Source organism: Haemophilus parainfluenzae, assembly GCF_014931275.1.
Lineage (GTDB): Bacteria > Pseudomonadota > Gammaproteobacteria > Enterobacterales > Pasteurellaceae > Haemophilus_D.
This window is the reverse complement of the sequence record NZ_CP063110.1, coordinates 192,528-211,900: the sequence shown is the minus strand read 5'-3', so window position 1 is coordinate 211,900 and position 19,373 is coordinate 192,528. Positions and strand designations below refer to the sequence as shown.

Below are 19,373 nucleotides of genomic sequence, written 5' to 3'. Positions count from 1 at the left end.
GAGTAAATTGATAGTAACTGGCTCATTCACATTTTAATTTCAATAGAGATTAAATTATCTGCTTTCAAAAAAATGTTAAAGTAAAACATAGATATTTAACTCTGCAAAGATCCAATCCCCTCTTTAGCAAAGAGGGGTAGGGGAGATTTGGCAGAAGTGATAACGAAGAAAATATAATGAAGCAACATACTTATCAAACTACCGTAGAATGGGTTGGAAATTCAGGGCGAGGCACTTCTTCTTATACCGCGTATGAGCGGGATTTTATTGCTTCGGCATTGAATAAACCTAATATTTTAGGTTCTGCTGATCCTGCTTTTCGTGGTGATAAAACACGTTGGAACCCAGAAGATATGTTATTAGCCTCCATTTCTGCCTGTCATAAATTATGGTATTTACATTTTTGTACCGTTAATAACATTCTTGTGCAAGAATACCGTGATGAAGCAATAGCAATTATGGATGAAGGCAGTTCTGAACAAGCAGGACGTTTTATTTCAGCAACATTAAAACCTCGTGTAATAATTTCAAGTGAGTCGGATGCTGTTAAGGCATTGGCATTACATGAAAATGCGCATCACGCGTGTTTTATTGCAAATTCACTTAATTTTCCAGTGAAATGTGAAGCTATTATTGAAAAAGATTAAATTAAAATAAAATGGTGCCAAGGTGCACCTTACCAGAGAAAACAAAATGACAACCCAAAACTTCCTAGTAGAAATCGGCACGGAAGAGCTGCCACCAAAAGCTCTCAAAACATTAGCGACCTCTTTTGCGGATAACGTTGAGGCGGAATTGAACCAAGCAGGTTTAACCTTCGAAAAAATCGAATGGTTTGCGGCGCCACGTCGTTTAGCGGTGAAAGTGTTGAACTTAGCCACACAACAACCGAGCAAAGAAATTGAAAAACGCGGACCTGCAGTATCAGCTGCGTTTGATGCGGAAGGTAAACCAACTAAAGCGGCAGAAGGCTGGGCGCGTGGTTGTGGTATTACTGTGGAACAAGCAGAACGCATTGCAACTGATAAAGGTGAATGGCTTGTTCATCGTGCAAAAATTGAAGGTCAGCCGACCAAAAACTTACTTAACGCCATTGTGGCCAATGCGTTGGCGAAATTGCCAATTCCAAAACCAATGCGTTGGGCAGACAAAACCGTGCAATTTATCCGTCCGGTTCACACGGTAACTATGTTGTTAGGTGATGAGTTAATCGAAGGCGAAATTTTAGGTGTGGCAAGTGCTCGCACTATTCGCGGTCACCGTTTCTTAGGCGAGAAAGAATTTGAAATTCAACATGCTGACCAATATCCGCAATTATTACGTGAAAAAGGTTCTGTAGTCGCAGATTTCAACGAACGTAAAGCAGAAATTTTGGCAAAATCTCAAGCAAAAGCGACCGCACTTGGCGGCGTGGCTGACATTGAAGAAAGCTTGCTTGAAGAAGTGACTTCGTTGGTGGAATATCCAAATGTATTAACGGCGAAATTCGAAGAGCGCTTCTTAGCCGTGCCTGCGGAAGCCTTGGTTTACACCATGAAAGGCGACCAAAAATATTTCCCGATTTATGACAAAGAGGGCAAATTATTACCGCACTTTATCTTTGTATCTAACATCAACCCAGAAGATCCAACCGCGATCATCGAAGGGAACGAAAAAGTGGTTCGCCCTCGTTTAACCGATGCGGAATTCTTCTTCAAAACCGACTTAAAACAAAAACTGGTTGATCGTTTACCACGCTTAGAAACGGTGTTATTCCAACAACAACTGGGTACATTAAAAGACAAAACAGACCGCATTGAGCAACTTGCAGGCGAAATTGCAAAACAAATCGGTGCAGACGAAGCGAAAGCAAAACGTGCAGGTTTACTGTCAAAATGTGACTTGATGACCAACATGGTATTCGAATTCACTGATACACAAGGTGTAATGGGTATGCATTACGCTCGTCATGACGGTGAAGAGGAAGAAGTCGCAGTCGCATTAAATGAACAATATATGCCACGTTTTGCGGGTGATGAGTTACCAAAATCGTTGGTGGCAAGTGCGGTCGCTTTAGCGGATAAATTTGACACCCTAACGGGTATCTTTGGAATCGGCCAAGCACCGAAAGGCAGTGCTGACCCCTTCGCATTACGTCGTGCGGCATTGGGTGCGTTACGTATTATCGTAGAGAAAAATTTACCACTAGATTTAGAAGATTTAGTGAAAAAATCAGCCGCACTTTTCGGTGATAAACTCACGAACCAAAACGTGGTTGCTGATGTGGTGGACTTCATGCTCGGTCGTTTCCGTGCATGGTATCAAGATGAAGGCATTGCAGTGGATGTGATTCAAGCCGTATTGGCACGTCGTCCAACTCGCCCTGCTGATTTTGATGCGCGCGTGCGTGCGGTTTCACACTTCCGTACTTTAGATTCAGCGGAAGCGTTAGCGGCAGCAAATAAACGTGTAAGTAATATCTTAGCTAAAGCGGATGCTGCAATTGGCGAGATCAATTTGACCGCTTGCGTAGAGCCAGCAGAAAAAGCCCTTGCTGAAGCGGTACTTGCATTACGTGCTGAAGTTCAACCGCTTATCGCACAAGGTGATTATACGGCGGTATTAGATAAATTAGCGAACTTACGTGCACCAGTAGACAGTTTCTTTGATAACGTAATGGTAAATGCTGATGATCCAGCATTACGCCAAAACCGCTTAGCGATTTTAAACACGTTGCAAGGCTTGTTCTTACAAGTGGCAGATATTTCGGTATTGCAATAATGAATCTAAAAAAGGATGGTCAATTTTCCAACGACCATCCTTTTGTATATAGACTTCAAAGGATTATTTCTCTATAATCAACCGCACTTTCCCCCCTTAGCTCAGTCGGTTAGAGCAGGCGACTCATAATCGCTTGGTCACTGGTTCAAGTCCGGTAGGGGGGACCATTTATTGAGATCGCATTAGGCGGTCTTTTTTATTGCCTTTCTCTAATGCGTTTTAGGCGTTATATCCTTTCAATAATTCAGCCCAATTTTCTTCATTGAATTGAATATTCATTCTGCCGACTTCTTTGACAAAAGAGCGGTGCAATCTTTCCAAGTTGCCTTGTTTCCAAGAATCTCCTGATTTTTGACCGCACTTATCGAAATCAATAAGCCAACATTTTTGTTCATTTTCGAGTTGTTGAACGAGAATATTATGGGCGTTAAGATCTGTATGACAAATTTGCAAATCATGCAACTGACGAATTAATTTACCAATAGCTTGCCAGATGTCATTCGGCAATTGTTGGGTTTGTAAAAGAGTGGTCAGATCTTGGGCATTTTCGATCTTTTCAATTAAGATATCCGCTTGATAGCAAATACCTAATTTGCCTTTTTTGACTCGCGCAGCGATCGGTTTTGGCACAGCAACGCCTGCTTGATGGAGTTGATTTAAAAGCTGAAATTCTGCCACGCTACGTGTTTCAGTAAATGATTGAAAACGATAGCGATCTTTGTTGAATTTGCCCCATAAACCACCGCGATAATAATGACGAAGGGCAGAGTTTACACCAAACAGATCTTTTGTATTCAGGAAGTAGGTTGTGCCGCGTCCTTTGGCTGAACCGGTAATACGTTGTTGTTTTTCCCAAAAAGCCGATTCAAAAAATGAAGCGGGCTCTGTTGGTTTTTCCGTGAGATTAAAAAGAAAGAATTGATTATCTTGTTGGAATTCAAGCATTTTAGTTGAACCGAATTATAGAAAATGCCCTCATTCTACTTTAAATACGCTGATTTTCTAGCATTACAAGCTTTTCATCTTATTTTATGTCAAAGTTGTGAAGCAGATCACATCAGTAGTGAGATATCTGTATTTTGTTAATTCGTAAAATTTTCGCAGAATGTTACCGCTTGCAGTGTGATTTTATGTTATAAAATGAATAGAAGTGAAAAGCACTACTTTACATATTTATGTTGTTAGGTTACACTTTTTCCAGAAATTATTTTGATGACTCTCTATTTAATATGAGGAAATTAGCTATGAAAAAACCTCTATTTACTGTTTTAGCACTTTTTTGTATTGGTTCAGCTACGGCGTATATTCGTTCAACAATAGAGAATCAGACTTTTCATCCTAACGGTAATATAAAATCGGAGGTGGTTGAAATAAATGGCGTCAAAACGACTAAATATTATGATGAATCAGGAACACTTATCTCGCAAGGCGAATTAAAAAATGGCGTAGAGAAAGGAATGTGGAAATATTTTGATAAAGATGGTAACGTTATCTTTACTAAGCACTATGTGAACGGGCATATTGTTGCGGAAGGATTAGGTCCTAAAAAGTAGCAATCTAGATAAATAAAAGGGCGAATTAAATAAATTCGCCCTTTGTTTTCATTAAATTATTTTGGGTTAATAGACGGAAATTAAATGCGCGAGGAATTCAAATGTCCCATTCTCCACTTTTTACCTCTCCCCCTAAATCACTTTGTATTTTGCGTTTGTCTGCGGTGGGTGATGTTTGCCATGCACTTGCTGTGGTGCAGCATATTCAACGTTATTGGCCACAAACGAAATTAACGTGGATTGTGGGGAAAACAGAAATGGGCCTGCTTTCTGGCATTGAAGGCGTGGAACTGGTTCCTTACGATAAAAAGAGCGGTTGGAAAGGCGTGTGGAATTTATGGATGTTTTTGAAAAATAATAAATTTGATGCGCTTTTGAATATGCAGACGGCATTTCGTGCTTCTATTATCTCTCTTGGTATTCAAGCGAAATATAAAATTGGATTTGGCAAAAAACGTTCTCGAGAAGGGCAGTGGTTGTTTGTGAATCGTCGTATTCAAGATCCTGAAACGCCTCATGTGCTAGATGGTTTTATGGCTTTTGCAGATTATCTTGGTGTACCACCGGCAGAAATGCTTTCTTGGCAATTGGCAATTTCTGATTCAGATCGAGAATATGCCAAACAGTTTATTGATCCTACACGTAAAAATCTGATTATTTCTCCTTGCTCTAGTAAAGCCGAGAAAGATTGGTTGGTGGAGCGTTATGCGGAAGTGGCAAATATTGCTCATCAACATAATGTGAATGTAATTTTTTGCAGCTCACCGGCAAAACGCGAATTAGAAATGGTGAAAAAAATTACCGCACTTTGTGATTTTCAACCAGTTGATGCTTCAGGAAAAACCAGTTTAAAACAACTTGCCGCATTAATTCATCAAGCAAATTTGGTGATTTCGCCTGATTCTGGTCCAGCTCATATCGCCACTACTCAAGGTACGCCAGTGATTGGATTGTATGCTTATCACAACCCATTGCGCACCGCACCTTATCATAATCTGGATAATGTGGTATCGGTATATGAAGAAAATGTGCAAAAAGAACAAGGAGAAACTTCAAGCGAATTACCTTGGGCGACCAAATTAAAAGGTAAAAATTTAATGGCTGAAATTCAGGTAGAGCAAGTGGTGGCTCAGATGAGAGCTTTGAATTTATTTTAAAGTGCGGTCAATTTTAGAGATAAAAAAAAGCCCTCAAATGAGGGCTAAAAGAATCATAAAGTTCCTTGCGAATTATTCGCCTTTTTGTGCGTTGTAAGCTTCTAATGCACGAAGAGAGTAGGTGTAAGCTGCACCTGCATTTAATGCGATAGACATCGCTAATGCTGCTGCCACTTCTTCTTCAGTTGCACCTGCTTTCACTGCTTCATCAGCATGCACGCCAATGCAGCTTTCACAACGTGTTGTTACTGCAACGGCTAATGCAATTAATTCACGGGTTTTGGCATCTAATACGTTACCTTCTGCCGCCGCCGCACCTAATGCGCCATAAGCTTGTAACATTTTAGGGTATTTTTTACCTAATGCACCGAATGATTTTTTAACGTGTGCTACATCATTTTTCCAATCTGCAAACATTGTTTTTCTCCTTAAATTTAGTACAAATTTCGAGAGGAATTATAAGCAGATTAGCGTATGATACTTGTCAAATTGTCTTAACTTTTAGACGGAAAATCTCACAATGGATTATTTAGATAAATTAACACAGCTGGCGCAAGTGCGAGGGGAAATCAATATTCGCTGCTTGTTTCAAGGGGATTGGCAAGTTGAACATCAGCCAGATGCGGCGGAATATCAAGGTTTATTTCATTTAATCGAGCAAGGTGAGTGCTGGGTAACCTTTGCGGGAAAACAGTTTCATTTGAAGAAAGGCGATCTCTTTTTTCTCCCTCAAAATCGACCGCACTTTTTGGGCAATTCTCAACAAAAAAGAGAGAATAGCCTACAGAAAGAGCAATCAAATGCACTTTTTAATGTCCATCAAATAGGTGCAGGTACGCCCGATCTGAAGATGTTTTGTGGGACATTTTATTACCAAAAACCGTCATTATTAATTGATTCATTGCCAGACTATTTACATCTTTCGTTACAAAATACGCCTGTACAGCCCTTGGTTTCACTTTTTTTACAAGAAGCCGAGAAACCGGAGCAAGGCACAAAATCGGTGATTGATGCATTATCAAACGTATTGTTTATTTATATTTTGCGTCATGCTCAGCAAATAGGTTTGCTCAATCAAGGCTTATTAGCCGCGTTGCAGGATAAAAGGCTGAATCAAGTCCTTGAAAAAATCCTGTTTTCACCTCAATTAGATTGGAATATTGAGCAATTAGCAGAGTTGGCATCCATGTCTCGTGCGACCTTTATGCGGATCTTTCAACAGCAATTAGGGATGCCTCCAGGAAAATTTCTCACACAAGTGCGGTTAGAAATGGCGGCCGTTTTATTGAAAAATACGCAAAAGACTATTTTAGCGATTGCTCTTGAAGTGGGGTATCAATCAGAAGCACATTTTAGTAAGGCGTTTAAAGCAATTTATGGGCTTTCACCGAGCCAATTTCGCAAAACCTAGCCCATCGTTTAAAACTTGCGTTATAATGACCGCACTTTAGGCGGCTCTGTCGCCTTTAATTTTTTAAGGTATTGTTATGTTTAATAAAATATTTTCATGGTTTGAAAACCGTTTAAATCCTTATCCGGAAAGCAATCCAACGACGCCTGAAAAAGGCTTGTTCCGTTTTATTTGGTCAAGCATTGATGGCATGAAAGGCTGGATCTTTTTACTCGCGGTATTGACGGTCGGTACTGGGGTGATGGAAGCCTTACTTTTCCAATTCATGGGCTTATTAGTGGATTGGCTGGGGGCTTATTCACCAACTACACTTTGGCAAGAAAAAGGGCATTTGCTTGCTGGCATGGCTGCCTTACTTATTTTCAGTATTGTATGGTCATTTGTGGGCGTGAATGTGCGCTTACAAACGCTACAAGGGGTGTTTCCAATGCGTTTGCGTTGGAATTTCCACCGTTTGATGCTAGGCCAAAGCTTAAGTTTCTATCAAGATGAATTTGCAGGTCGTGTATCGGCGAAAGTGATGCAAACCGCCCTTGCGGTGCGAGATACAGTGATGACCATTGCGGATATGTTGGTGTATGTTGCCGTCTATTTTATTACTTCAGGTTTGGTGCTTGCGGCTTTAGATACCTGGTTTTTAGTGCCGTTTTTCTTATGGATTGTGGCATTTGTGACTATTTTACGTCTGCTTATTCCTCGTTTAGCGAAAACTGCACAACGACAGGCTGATGCGCGATCTCTAATGACAGGGCGTATTACGGATGCTTACTCAAATATTGCAACGGTGAAACTATTTTCACATGATGCGAGAGAAGCGAATTATGCAAAACGTTCCATGGAAGAATTTATGGTCACCGTGCATGCACAGATGCGTTTGGCGAGTTCATTAGATACCTTAACTTACGCAACCAATATTTTCTTAACGTTAAGTACCGCGATTTTAGGCGTGGTGTTGTGGCAAAACGGCCAAGTCGGTGTGGGAGCAGTGGCTACTGCAACCGCGATGGCGTTACGTGTAAATGGTCTTTCTCGTTGGATTATGTGGGAATCTGCTCGTTTATTTGAAAATATCGGGACAGTGAATGATGGTATGGCAACGCTAACCAAACCGCATACCATTGTTGATAAGCCAAATTGTGTTGCATTAGAAGTAAAACAAGGTGAGATCAAATTTAACAATGTTTCGTTTGCCTATGATCCGAATAAACCATTACTTAGCCATTTTAATCTCACCATCAAACCGGGTGAAAAAGTGGGCTTAATTGGTCGTTCCGGTGCGGGCAAATCAACCATTGTGAATTTACTTCTACGTTTCTACGAAGCGCAAGAAGGTTCAATTACCATTGATGGTCAAAATGTTTTAGATGTAAGCCAAGAAAGCCTTCGTAGTCAGATTGGTCTTGTAACACAAGATACCTCGCTTTTACATCGTTCTGTTCGCGATAACATCATTTATGGTCGCCCAACTGCGACGGACGAAGAAATGATCAATGCGGCTAAACGTGCGGAAGCAGCCGATTTCATTCCTTATCTCAGCGATGCTCAAGGCAGAAAAGGCTATGATGCTCATGTTGGTGAACGTGGGGTAAAACTGTCAGGTGGCCAACGCCAACGTATTGCCATTGCGCGTGTAATGTTAAAAGATGCGCCAATTTTACTGTTGGATGAAGCGACCAGTGCGCTAGACTCTGAAGTGGAAGTGGCGATCCAAGAAAGTCTCGACAAAATGATGGAAAATAAAACGGTTATTGCCATCGCTCACCGTTTATCCACTATTGCAGCAATGGATCGTTTAATCGTGTTAGATAAAGGGCAAATTGTCGAGCAAGGGACTCACGCAGAGTTGCTCGAACAAAATGGCCTTTATGCTCGCCTTTGGAAACATCAAAGTGGCGGCTTCTTGAGTGAGCATGCTGAGTAAAACATAGGAAAAATGACCGCACTTTGCAAAGGTGTAAATCTTAAGAAAGTTTAGATAGAGATTGAACTTTTCTCATAATTAGTGCGAATTTCCTTTGACTATTTTATTGACAACAGGTAATATTCGCACCCTATGCAAAAGGTAAAACTACCCCTAACCGTTGATCCGGTTAAAGACGCTCAACAAAGAATTGATTATGATGGTTATTATACCGCTAGTCAGTTAGTGCGTTTAGCTGAATCTACGGGGAAAGTGCTCAGCGATGCACAGGTAACATTATCGTTTTATATTGATCCACAAAAATTAGTGGTGATGAAAGGGCAAGTACAGGTTGATGTCGAATTAGACTGTCAACGTTGTGGCGAACCATTCAAACAAACATTGGAATGTCATTTTATGTATAGTCCAGTGGCTAATTGGGATCAGGCTGATGACTTGCCGGAAATTTATGAGCCAATCGAATTTAATGAGTTTGGTGAAATAGATTTACTTGGTGCAGTGGAAGACGAACTTATTTTAGCTCTACCGCTTGTTCCAATGCATTCATCTGAACACTGTGAAGTGTCCGCGCACGAACAGGTTTTTGGCGAATTGCCTGAAGAATTGGCAAAAAAACCGAACCCGTTCGCTGTATTAGCTAATTTAAAGCAAAAGTAAATTAAATTTAGGAGTATAGCCAATGGCTGTTCAACAAAACAAAAAATCTCGTTCACGTCGTGATATGCGTCGTTCACACGATGCATTAACTACTGCTGCAGTATCAGTGGATAAAGCAAGCGGTGAAACTCACTTACGCCACCACGTAACTGCTGACGGTTACTATCGTGGTCGCAAAGTGATCAATAAGTAATTTTACTTATAAGGTATTCACTTGAACCGTCTAACCTTAGCGTTAGATGTGATGGGCGGGGACATTGGTCCCCGTATTACTATCCCCGCATCTCTTTCAGCGTTGGAAGCAGATCCAATGCTCTCTTTAGTGCTGTTTGGCGATAGCCAACAAATTTCCCCCTTACTGGAAAATGCACCTTCTTCTCTTTTAGAACGTATTCAAATTCATCATTGCACTAAGACTATTGATAACAATCAAGGTATTTCTCATGCATTGCGTCATAGCAAAGGTACGTCGATGCGTTTAGCTATTGAAATGGTTCAGAAAGGTGAGGCGCAAGGTTGTGTCAGCGCAGGGAATACGGGCGCATTGATGGGATTGTCAAAGGTACTCTTACAGCCTTTAGAGGGGATTCAACGCCCAGCGTTGGTATCCTTATTACCGTCGATGACGGGTGATAAAACCGTGATGTTAGATTTAGGCGCAAACGTAGAATGTTCTGCTCAAAATCTTTATGAATTTGCCGTCATGGGCTCGATCTTTGCCGAAAACCGATTGAACTTAGTTTATCCACGCATTGCCTTACTCAACATCGGCGTGGAAGAAATTAAAGGGCATCAATCCATTCGTGAGGCCGCGAATTTATTAGAAAAATCGACCGCACTTAATTATACCGGCTTTATTGAAGGTGACCTTTTATTAAATGGTGTGGCTGATGTGATCGTGAGTGATGGGTTTTCGGGAAATATTGCATTAAAAACCCTTGAAGGGGCAGCTAAGAATCTGTTATCTCTTCTAAAAGGAAAAGAAAAACAGCCTATTTTTAAATCATTTGCCAAATTTATCCTGCGTTTTTTCTTTAAGGATGCTTATCATCGCTTGAAACGCATTAACCCAGATGAATATAATGGGGCATCTTTACTCGGATTAACGGCTGTTGTGGTGAAAAGTCATGGCAGCGCAAATGTGGATGCATTTGCTCGTGCAATTGCGGATGCAGCTTTACAAGCTCGTTTGCAAATTCCACAAAAAATCTTGGCAGGTTTACAACGTTATTAATTAATAAGTTTTGATATTATGAATAGTAGAATTTTATCCACCGGTAGCTATTTGCCGAGCCATATTCGTACCAATGCGGATTTGGAAAAAATGGTTGATACTTCAGATGAATGGATCGTGACACGTTCAGGTATTCGTGAGCGTCGTATTGCAGCAGCAGATGAAACTGTCGCAACAATGGGATGTGAAGCAGCCAAAAAAGCACTTGAAATGGCCAATCTTGATCCTCAAGAAATTGAATTGATCATCGTTGCGACAACCAGTGGTTCTCACGCTTATCCAAGTTCAGCTTGCCAAGTTCAAGGTTTATTAGGCATTGAAGATGCGATTTCTTTTGACTTAGCGGCGGCTTGTACCGGTTTTGTTTATGCTTTAGGTGTAGCGGATAAATTTATTCGTTCAGGTAGCGTGAAAAAAGCCCTTGTGATTGGTGCAGATCTTAACTCACGTAAATTAAATGAAACCGATCGTAGCACTGTTGTGTTATTTGGCGATGGTGCCGGTGCGGTGATCTTAGAAGCATCAGAGCAAGAAGGCATTATTTCAACGCATTTACATGCATCGCCAGATAACAATGCGGCATTACTACTTCCACAAGCTGAGCGTGGCGTGGAGAAATCTGGCTATATTGAAATGCAAGGTAATGAGACCTTTAAATTAGCGGTACGTGAGCTTTCTAATGTGGTGGAAGAAACCCTTTCTACCAATAATCTCCAAAAAACAGATATCGACTGGCTTGTGCCGCATCAAGCGAATTTACGTATTATTACGGCGACAGCAAAAAAATTAGAGATGGATATGTCGCAAGTAGTAGTAACGCTTGATCGTACAGCCAATACCAGTGCGGCGACTGTGCCAACGGCTTTAGATGAAGCGGTGCGTGATGGCCGAATTCAACGCGGTCAATTGCTTCTACTCGAAGCTTTTGGCGGTGGTTGGACTTGGGGTTCAGCATTGGTGCGATTCTAATTAATTTGTTAGAATCCCGACAGAATTTTAAAAGTGCGGTTAAATTTGACCGCACTTTCAACATTTAAACGATGAAGAAATAGGAAGAAAACATGAAAAAATTCGCAATGGTTTTTCCAGGACAAGGTTCTCAAGCTGTTGGCATGTTAGCTGATCTTGCTAACGAATATCCGGTAGTCACGGAGACTTTTAAACAAGCATCTGAAGCGCTTGGCTATGATTTATGGAACTTGGTTCAACAAGGTCCAGCAGAAGAATTAAATAAAACTTGGCAAACTCAGCCGGCATTATTAGCGGCATCCGTTGCGATCTTCCGTGTATGGCAAGAAAAATACCCACAATTACAACCAAGCGTGATGGCAGGCCACAGTTTAGGTGAATATTCAGCATTAGTTTGTGCAGGTGTCATTGATTTTAAAGATGCGATTAAATTAGTGGAATTACGCGGTAAATTAATGCAACAAGCGGTACCGGAAGGTACAGGTGCAATGTATGCGATTATTGGTTTAAATAATGAAGCGATTATCAATGCATGTAAACAAGCAGAGCAAGGCGAAGTGGTTTCTGCAGTAAACTTTAACTCACCAGGCCAAGTAGTCATTGCTGGAGCGAAAGAGGCAGTAGAACGTGCAGCTGCATTATGTAAAGAAGCGGGGGCAAAACGTGCTTTACCATTAGCGGTAAGCGTGCCTTCACATTGTGCATTAATGAAACCTGCAGCAGAACAATTAGCTGTAACACTTGAAGGTATTACGCTTAATGCGCCAGCAACACCAGTATTAAACAACGTAGATGTCAAAGCGGAAACAGAAAGTGCAGAAATTCGTACCGCACTTATTCGTCAATTATATAGCCCAGTTCGTTGGACAGAAACTGTTGAGAAAATGGCGCAAGATGGCGTAGAAGTTTTAGTTGAAATCGGCCCAGGTAAAGTATTAAACGGTTTAACAAAACGTATCGTGGCAGAATTACAAGCAACATCAGTAAACGATGTGGCATCATTAGATGCTGTTGAAGCATTATTAGCATAAAAGGGGATTAAAAATGCAAAATAAAATCGCATTAGTGACAGGTGCAACACGTGGTATTGGCCGTGCAATTGCAGAAGAATTAGCATCAAAAGGTGCATTTGTAATTGGTACCGCAACCTCTGAAAAAGGTGCTGATACTATTTCAGCTTACCTTGGCGATAAAGGTAAAGGTTTAGTATTAAATGTGGCAGACAAAGAAAGTATTGATGCCGTATTAGAACAAATTAAAGAACAATTCGGTGATATTGATATCCTCGTGAATAACGCTGGTATCACACGCGATAACTTATTAATGCGTATGAAAGATGAAGAATGGTTCGATATTATGCAAACCAACTTAACTTCTGTATTCCATCTTTCTAAAGCGATGTTACGTTCCATGATGAAAAAACGTTTCGGTCGTATCATTACTATTGGTTCAGTGGTGGGCTCAATGGGTAATCCGGGTCAATCTAACTACTGTGCCGCAAAAGCCGGCTTAATTGGTTTTTCTAAAGGCTTAGCGAAAGAAGTGGCATCACGTGGCATTACTGTAAACGTTGTGGCTCCAGGCTTTATCGCAACAGATATGACAGAAGTGCTTACTGAAGAACAAAAAGCGGGTATTCTTGGTAATGTCCCAGCTGGTCGTTTAGGTGAGCCAAAAGATATCGCAAAAGCGGTGGCGTTTTTAGCTTCTGACGATGCGGCTTATATTACGGGTACTACATTGCATGTGAATGGCGGCTTATATATGAGCTAACCCTTTATGGGATATATATCTGGGATTTTGTCTATAAAATATAGCAAAGCAGTTTAGTTAATGATAAAATCCCAGTCGCAATGTAACTTTTTCTCTGTATGTGTTTTTACATTGCCTGTTTTTTGTGGTGCGACCACCTAAGAAATAGTTGCAACTTTATCAAAAATGCATACACTAACCGCTCGTAAATGAGTTAAAACAACAATAGGAAAAACAAATGAGTATTGAAGAACGCGTGAAAAAAATCATCGTTGAACAATTAGGTGTTAAAGAAGAAGACGTAAAACCAGAAGCTTCTTTCGTTGAAGATTTAGGTGCGGATTCTTTAGATACAGTTGAATTAGTAATGGCTTTAGAAGAAGAATTCGATATCGAAATTCCTGATGAAGAAGCTGAAAAAATCACAACTGTTCAGTCTGCGATTGACTACGTTCAAAACAATCAGTAATTTTTAAGTTGGGCGATCTTTTAGGTCGCCTAATTTTTTTCTTTAAATTCCTTTTCTAAATTCTTTATCTTCAAATAAAACAAGATATATCTAAATCTCTTAAATTTCTGACCGCACTTTCCTTTATTTAATCTTTCTCAGATTTGCTTTTATTGTTTGGTTCTCCTATTTTTTGATTTAAAACAAAATTTACCCTAAAAATACTTATTATGAGTTAATTTTAGTGCTAATATTTGGTCCAAATTTTTTTCTAATTAACCATAAAATGATTCGGAGTATCTTATGGATTTTCTAATGAACCTAGGTGAAGGTAGCCAGTTTGCTATTCAGCTTGCTATTGTTCTTATCTGTTTGTTTTACGGGGCAAAAAAAGGTGGTATCGCACTGGGTATGCTCGGTGGAGTAGGCTTAATTGTTCTTGTTTTCGGCTTTGGTATTGAACCAGGTAAGCCAGCTATCGATGTTATGTTAACTATCCTTGCGGTGGTGGTCACATCGGCAACATTACAAGCCAGTGGTGGTTTAGATGTAATGTTACAAATTGCGGAGAAAATGCTTCGTCGTAACCCGAAATATGTCAGTATTTTGGCTCCGTTTGTAACCTGTTTCTTAACCATTTTATGTGGTACAGGTCACGTAGTTTATACCATGTTACCAATCATCTATGATATTGCGATCAAAAATGATATTCGTCCTGAACGTCCAATGGCGGCAAGTTCAATTGCCTCTCAAATGGGTATCATCGCGTCACCAGTTTCTGTAGCAGTAGTGACTTTAACCACATTCTTAGTGAATGCTAAAACCCCATTAACAGGTTTTGATGGCTATTTAGATTTATTAAAAATTACTGTGCCTTCAACCCTTTGTGGTGTATTAGCTATCGGTATTTTCAGCTGGTTCCGTGGTAAAGATTTAGATAAAGACCCAGAATTCCAAGAGAAATTAAAAGATCCCGAATTCAAAAAATATGTTTATGGTGATAGCACATCATTGTTAGACAAAAAATTGCCACAATCTAGCTGGAATGCGATGTGGATCTTCTTTGGTGCGATTTTAGTGGTAGCGCTATTAGGTTACTTTAAAGATTTACGCCCAGCCTTTGAAAAATCAGCACCAGCTCAAGTGGTTGAAATCGTTTCTGCTGATAAAGCTGTGAAAACCTTTAATGTTAAAGACGGTAAAATCGTTGCGTTAGCAAAAGACGGTACATTAGTGCTTGATGTTAAAGACAGTAAAGCAAAAGCAAAAACAGCCTATAACAACGTCGCGATTTATAACGATAAAGGTGAAGTTGCTCAAACAATTACCGCTCAAGATAACAGTGTTGTGATCACAGCGGGAGATAAAACCGAAACTATCGATAATGCTGCAATCGTATTAAAAGATACGGCGAAGAAAAAAGTGAATTTAAGTATGGTTCACGTTATTCAAATCTTCATGTTATTAGCGGGTGCATTAATTGTTATCTTTACAAAAACTGATACAGGCAAAATCAGTAAAAATGAAATTTTCCGTTCAGGTATGATTGCGTTGGTGGCTGTATTCGGGATTTCTTGGATGGCAGAAACCATGTTTACCGTTCATACACCAATGATGAAAGCGGCACTTGGTGATGTGGTAAAAGCGCATCCTTGGACTTACGCATTAATGTTGTTATTAATTTCTAAATTCGTAAATTCACAAGCCGCAGCGTTAGTTGCATTCGTTCCGCTTGCTTTAGGTATCGGTGTGGATCCAGCTATTGTCTTGGCCTTTGCTTCAGCTTGTTACGGTTACTACATTTTACCTACTTACCCGAGCGACCTTGCGGCAATCCAATTCGACCGTTCAGGTACAACCCACATTGGTAAGTTTGTAATTAACCACAGCTTTATTTTACCGGGCTTAATCGGTGTAATCACTTCATGTATATTTGGCTACATTTTCACAAGCTTGTTTGGTTATCTATAATTAACTGATAAAAGAAAAGGCTATTCGTTTGAATGGCCTTTTTTGTTTGTAAAGTGCGGTTAAATTTTAGGATGTTTTATCTCGATACTCTATTTGACTTCATCATTCATTAAAATCCCTCAAAAACTGACCGCACTTTTGTGCTTCTTAAAATAAATTCCCGCTAAAGGTTGAAACATAGGGGGATTTATTGCGATAATCTTCATTATTTTTTGGGTGATCTTTCGGGCTGCCATTTTTTCAGGTGGCCAGTTTTTATTAGGAAAGATTAATTTGAACATTATTTAAGTTAGAAGAATAACAATGGCTGAAAAACGTAATATTTTTTTAGTAGGTCCAATGGGCGCGGGTAAAAGCACCATTGGCCGTCAGCTTGCGCAACAATTGAATATGGATTTTGTCGATTCAGATGCAGTAATTGAGGAACGAGCGGGAGCAGACATTAGCTGGATTTTTGATTTAGAAGGCGAAGAAGGCTTTCGTAAGCGTGAAGAACGTATTATCAATGAATTAACTCAATTACAGGGCGTCGTGCTTTCCACAGGTGGTGGAGCAGTGATGTCAAAAGAGAGTCGTAATTATCTTTCTGCTCGTGGTATTGTCATTTATTTAGAAACCACGGTAGATAAGCAATATCAACGTACACAACGTGATAAAAAGCGCCCATTATTACAAGGGGCTGATGACCCACGTCAAGTGCTTGAAGATTTAGCTAAAGTGCGTAATCCGTTATACGAAGAAATTGCGGATATTACTTTGCCAACAGATGAGCAAAATGCCAAAGTAATGGTTAATCAAATTGTTGATTTAATTGATAATCTAAACGGCTTAAACGGTTCACTCTAAGGATTAAAAATGTTGTGCGTAAATGTTGAATTAAAAGAACGTCGTTATCCCATTTATATTGGCGAAGGTTTATTAAAAGATGAAACCTGTTATCCGCTGAAGAAAGGGGATAAAGTGATGATCGTGACTAATCCAACCGTCGCACAATATTATCTTGAAACCGTTACACAAACCTTAGAAAAAATCGGCTGTCAGGTTGAATCGGTATTATTGCCTGATGGCGAAAAATACAAAACGCTCGATTCTTTAAACCTCATTTTTACCGCACTTTTAAAGCATAATCATGGGCGAGATACCACCATTATTGCATTAGGTGGTGGTGTGATTGGTGATGTGGCAGGTTTTGCTGCAGCAAGCTATCAGCGTGGCGTGCGTTTTATTCAAATTCCTACCACATTATTAGCCCAAGTGGATTCTTCTGTTGGTGGCAAAACAGCCGTTAATCATGAATTGGGCAAAAATATGATTGGGGCATTTTATCAACCTTCTACGGTGATCATTGACACCCTTACACTCAATACCTTGCCAAAACGTGAAGTGAATGCGGGACTTGCGGAAGTCATTAAATATGGGGCGATTTTAGATTATATCTTTTTTGAATGGCTTGAAGTACATATTGATGAATTAGTTGCGTTAAATCAACATTCACTGCAGCATTGCATTGCGCGTTGTTGCCAAATCAAAGCGGATGTTGTTGCGCGTGATGAAACTGAAAAAGGTGATCGTGCATTACTAAATCTCGGCCATACTTTTGGGCATGCGATCGAAACACATTTAGGTTACGGAAACTGGTTACATGGTGAAGCTGTTGCAGCAGGAACTATGATGGCTGCGGTGTTATCTGAACAATTAGGCGATCTTTCTTTTGAAGATGTTGCACGTTTAGAAAAACTTTTAGCGCGTGCTAATTTGCCGACCGTTTCGCCTGATACCATGCAACCAGACGATTATTTACCGCATATGATGCGAGATAAAAAAGTGTTGGCAGGCAAGTTACGTCTAGTGTTGCTAAAAGCCCTTGGTCAAGCCTACGTGGCGACTGATACTGACAAATCTCTTGTGCTAAACGCGATTGAGCGTTGCACACAACATGACTAACTGTCATTGCTCTCATGTTGCGTCCGAAAAATAACAAAACGAAACCTCGAATTAAACACCGCCCGTTTTTAAAATGGGCGGGTGGTAAATTTCGTTTAACGGACGATCTCAACCGAGTCTTTCCAAAAAGAAAACAGTGTTTGATTGAACCCTTTGTTGGCGCGGGTGCTGTTTTTTTGAATTCCCATTTTGAACGTTATATTTTGGCAGATATTAATCCTGATTTGATTAACTTGTTTAATATCGTCAAAGACAATGTGGATGCCTATATTGAGGCTTGTAAGCCAATTTTCTTTGCAGAGAATGCCAATACAGCCGACTATTATTACGCACAGCGTGAAGCCTTTAATCAATCCACCGATCCTTTCGAGCGTTCGGTGTTGTTCCTTTATTTGAATCGTTTTGGGTTTAACGGATTATGCCGTTATAACAGTAAAAATGAGTTTAATGTACCCTTTGGGGCTTATAAAACCCATTATTTCCCTGAAGATGAATTGCGCTATTTTGCTCATAAGGCACAAAGTGCGGTCTTTTTATGTGCTGATTTTCAACAAACGTTTGAATTAGCGGATAAGCATAGCGTGATCTACTGTGATCCGCCTTATGCACCGCTTCCGCAAGATACTAATTTTACTGGATATGCGGGGAATGCTTTTGGTCTTGAGCATCAAAAGAATTTAGCGGAATGTGCAAAGAAAGCACAAAAAGAAAAGCAAATTTCCGTCGTGATTTCTAACCACGATACGAAATTTACACGTGAGATTTATAAAGGGGCAAAATTCAAACGCGTTAAAGTACAGCGCTCGATCAGTCAATCTTCAGAAAAACGAGTCAAAGTAAAAGAATTAATCGCTATCTTTAAAGGTTAGTTTAGCAGGTTAATTCCGGGTTGATTTTAATCTCAAATCCTTTTACTTCGGGATAAGTCGGTTGAATTGCAGTGAGTAATTCGCGTTGGCGAAATAAAATTCCTTGGCGAACGACCGCGCTTTTGACTTCGATAAAGAGTTTCCCATCTGTGATGGAGCCTAACCGGAAGAGTCCTTTAAATTCTCGAGGGAAAAGACGGCTGATGTTTTGATTCAGTTCATTCAACATTAACCCTTTCTGCATGATTTTGGCAAATTGTGATCCTTCTAGCACATCAATAATATTCATGGCTTTTTGATAACGCTCATGCTTGTTTTCCACAAAAATACCCCAATAATGACTTTACGTTGAATTTCCGATACAATACACACAAATTTTGTCAGAGACAATAAGATGATGAAATCAAACAAAGGTAAAACAAATTTCTGGTCGCAGTTGCTGTTAAGCATGATTGCGATTTTTGCTTTACCTGTTGCTCAGGGATTGGAGGCTCAGCCTTCATCAAATATGAGTGGCGAAAATTACCAAACATCATCTGAACAACATATGTTGATTGCGGTGCGTGAAATTCGTCAAGCATTGCAGGTTCAACCTCAGCCAGCAAATCACAAAACCCATTCCAATCAAAAACACGAAAAAATTCAACCGCACTTTATCGCGGCGGAATTTCCTGTTTTTGCCCCTATTCGTGCCGGCCCAGCCATCATTTAATTTTCTTTTTATTTT

The 19,373-nt window shown here is 40.1% G+C and carries 21 protein-coding genes and 1 tRNA gene; 19 read left to right on the top strand and 3 right to left on the bottom strand.

Translation table 11 applies throughout. From position 1 onward, the window contains the following. Nucleotides 1-176: 176 nt before the first annotated feature. From INQ00_RS01045 to INQ00_RS01035, 3 genes are all read left to right on the top strand, one after another. Nucleotides 177-647 carry an OsmC family protein gene (locus INQ00_RS01045; RefSeq protein WP_197547033.1) on the top strand — a complete coding sequence of 157 codons (471 nt, stop codon included), beginning with the start codon at nt 177-179 and terminating at the stop codon, nt 645-647. 46 nt (nt 648-693) lie between these two features. After that, a complete protein-coding gene (glyS, locus tag INQ00_RS01040) occupies nt 694-2,760 on the top strand; it encodes a glycine--tRNA ligase subunit beta (protein ID WP_197547032.1) in 2,067 nt (688 codons plus the stop codon). A 90-nt stretch (nt 2,761-2,850) separates the two neighbouring features. Beyond that, nucleotides 2,851-2,927 (top strand) — tRNA-Ile (locus INQ00_RS01035). Between the two features lie 52 nt (nt 2,928-2,979). Here INQ00_RS01035 and INQ00_RS01030 read toward each other — a convergent pair. Continuing rightward, nucleotides 2,980-3,705, bottom strand: a complete 726-nt coding sequence (locus INQ00_RS01030; protein ID WP_197547031.1) for a 3-deoxy-D-manno-octulosonic acid kinase — start codon at nt 3,703-3,705, stop codon at nt 2,980-2,982. Between the two features lie 299 nt (nt 3,706-4,004). Between INQ00_RS01030 and INQ00_RS01025 the strand changes: the two genes are divergently transcribed. Both INQ00_RS01025 and INQ00_RS01020 read left to right on the top strand, forming a co-directional pair. Beyond that, entirely contained in the window at nt 4,005-4,313 is a 309-nt protein-coding gene (locus INQ00_RS01025; RefSeq protein ID WP_102703947.1) for a toxin-antitoxin system YwqK family antitoxin, read from the top strand. 101 nt (nt 4,314-4,414) lie between these two features. Further along, on the top strand, nt 4,415-5,470 hold the full coding sequence (locus INQ00_RS01020; RefSeq protein WP_102703948.1) for a glycosyltransferase family 9 protein: 1,056 nt from the start codon (nt 4,415-4,417) through the stop codon (nt 5,468-5,470). Between the two features lie 72 nt (nt 5,471-5,542). Here INQ00_RS01020 and INQ00_RS01015 read toward each other — a convergent pair whose 3' ends face one another. Continuing rightward, a complete protein-coding gene (locus tag INQ00_RS01015) occupies nt 5,543-5,887 on the bottom strand; it encodes a carboxymuconolactone decarboxylase family protein (protein WP_005698020.1) in 345 nt (114 codons plus the stop codon). 103 nt (nt 5,888-5,990) lie between these two features. Here INQ00_RS01015 and INQ00_RS01010 point away from each other — a divergent pair, with 103 nt between their 5' ends. The 13 genes from INQ00_RS01010 to INQ00_RS00950 all read left to right on the top strand — a co-directional run bounded on the left by INQ00_RS01010 (nt 5,991) and on the right by INQ00_RS00950 (nt 18,646). Continuing rightward, nucleotides 5,991-6,881 carry a cupin domain-containing protein gene (locus tag INQ00_RS01010; RefSeq protein WP_197547030.1) on the top strand — a complete coding sequence of 297 codons (891 nt, stop codon included), beginning with the start codon at nt 5,991-5,993 and terminating at the stop codon, nt 6,879-6,881. 76 nt (nt 6,882-6,957) lie between these two features. After that, a complete protein-coding gene (locus tag INQ00_RS01005) occupies nt 6,958-8,802 on the top strand; it encodes an ABC transporter ATP-binding protein (protein ID WP_102703950.1) in 1,845 nt (614 codons plus the stop codon). Nucleotides 8,803-8,934: 132 nt separating this feature from the next. After that, on the top strand, nt 8,935-9,459 hold the full coding sequence (gene yceD, locus INQ00_RS01000; RefSeq protein WP_049357999.1) for a 23S rRNA accumulation protein YceD: 525 nt from the start codon (nt 8,935-8,937) through the stop codon (nt 9,457-9,459). Between the two features lie 22 nt (nt 9,460-9,481). After that, complete coding sequence (rpmF, locus tag INQ00_RS00995) at nt 9,482-9,652, top strand: 50S ribosomal protein L32 (RefSeq protein WP_005544470.1); 171 nt, start codon at nt 9,482-9,484, stop codon at nt 9,650-9,652. A 21-nt stretch (nt 9,653-9,673) separates the two neighbouring features. After that, nucleotides 9,674-10,693 carry a phosphate acyltransferase PlsX gene (gene plsX / locus INQ00_RS00990; RefSeq protein ID WP_197547029.1) on the top strand — a complete coding sequence of 340 codons (1,020 nt, stop codon included), beginning with the start codon at nt 9,674-9,676 and terminating at the stop codon, nt 10,691-10,693. A gap of 18 nt (nt 10,694-10,711) precedes the next feature. Then, on the top strand, nt 10,712-11,662 hold the full coding sequence (locus INQ00_RS00985; RefSeq protein ID WP_197547028.1) for a beta-ketoacyl-ACP synthase III: 951 nt from the start codon (nt 10,712-10,714) through the stop codon (nt 11,660-11,662). Between the two features lie 92 nt (nt 11,663-11,754). Continuing rightward, nucleotides 11,755-12,693, top strand: coding sequence for an ACP S-malonyltransferase (gene fabD, locus INQ00_RS00980; protein WP_197547027.1), 939 nt, complete (start codon nt 11,755-11,757; stop codon nt 12,691-12,693). Nucleotides 12,694-12,706: 13 nt separating this feature from the next. Next, the gene (gene fabG, locus INQ00_RS00975; RefSeq protein WP_005695317.1) at nt 12,707-13,435 is read left to right on the top strand and encodes a 3-oxoacyl-ACP reductase FabG; all 729 of its coding nucleotides are present in this window, start codon (nt 12,707-12,709) and stop codon (nt 13,433-13,435) included. Nucleotides 13,436-13,652: 217 nt separating this feature from the next. Next, on the top strand, nt 13,653-13,883 hold the full coding sequence (gene acpP, locus INQ00_RS00970) for an acyl carrier protein (RefSeq protein WP_005544465.1): 231 nt from the start codon (nt 13,653-13,655) through the stop codon (nt 13,881-13,883). A gap of 282 nt (nt 13,884-14,165) precedes the next feature. Further along, nucleotides 14,166-15,833: an anaerobic C4-dicarboxylate transporter gene (locus INQ00_RS00965; RefSeq protein ID WP_197547026.1), complete on the top strand. Its 1,668-nt coding sequence runs from the start codon at nt 14,166-14,168 to the stop codon at nt 15,831-15,833. 303 nt (nt 15,834-16,136) lie between these two features. Then, entirely contained in the window at nt 16,137-16,679 is a 543-nt protein-coding gene (aroK, locus tag INQ00_RS00960; RefSeq protein ID WP_005698062.1) for a shikimate kinase AroK, read from the top strand. Nucleotides 16,680-16,688: 9 nt separating this feature from the next. Then, nucleotides 16,689-17,777 carry a 3-dehydroquinate synthase gene (aroB, locus tag INQ00_RS00955; protein ID WP_197547025.1) on the top strand — a complete coding sequence of 363 codons (1,089 nt, stop codon included), beginning with the start codon at nt 16,689-16,691 and terminating at the stop codon, nt 17,775-17,777. A 14-nt stretch (nt 17,778-17,791) separates the two neighbouring features. Beyond that, nucleotides 17,792-18,646, top strand: a complete 855-nt coding sequence (locus INQ00_RS00950; RefSeq protein ID WP_049367337.1) for a Dam family site-specific DNA-(adenine-N6)-methyltransferase — start codon at nt 17,792-17,794, stop codon at nt 18,644-18,646. Between the two features lies 1 nt (nt 18,647). Here INQ00_RS00950 and INQ00_RS00945 read toward each other — a convergent pair whose 3' ends face one another. Beyond that, a complete protein-coding gene (locus INQ00_RS00945; protein ID WP_197547024.1) occupies nt 18,648-18,968 on the bottom strand; it encodes a DciA family protein in 321 nt (106 codons plus the stop codon). A gap of 72 nt (nt 18,969-19,040) precedes the next feature. Between INQ00_RS00945 and secM the strand changes: the two genes are divergently transcribed. Next, a complete protein-coding gene (gene secM / locus INQ00_RS00940; protein ID WP_197547023.1) occupies nt 19,041-19,358 on the top strand; it encodes a secA translation cis-regulator SecM in 318 nt (105 codons plus the stop codon). Nucleotides 19,359-19,373 lie beyond the last annotated feature (15 nt).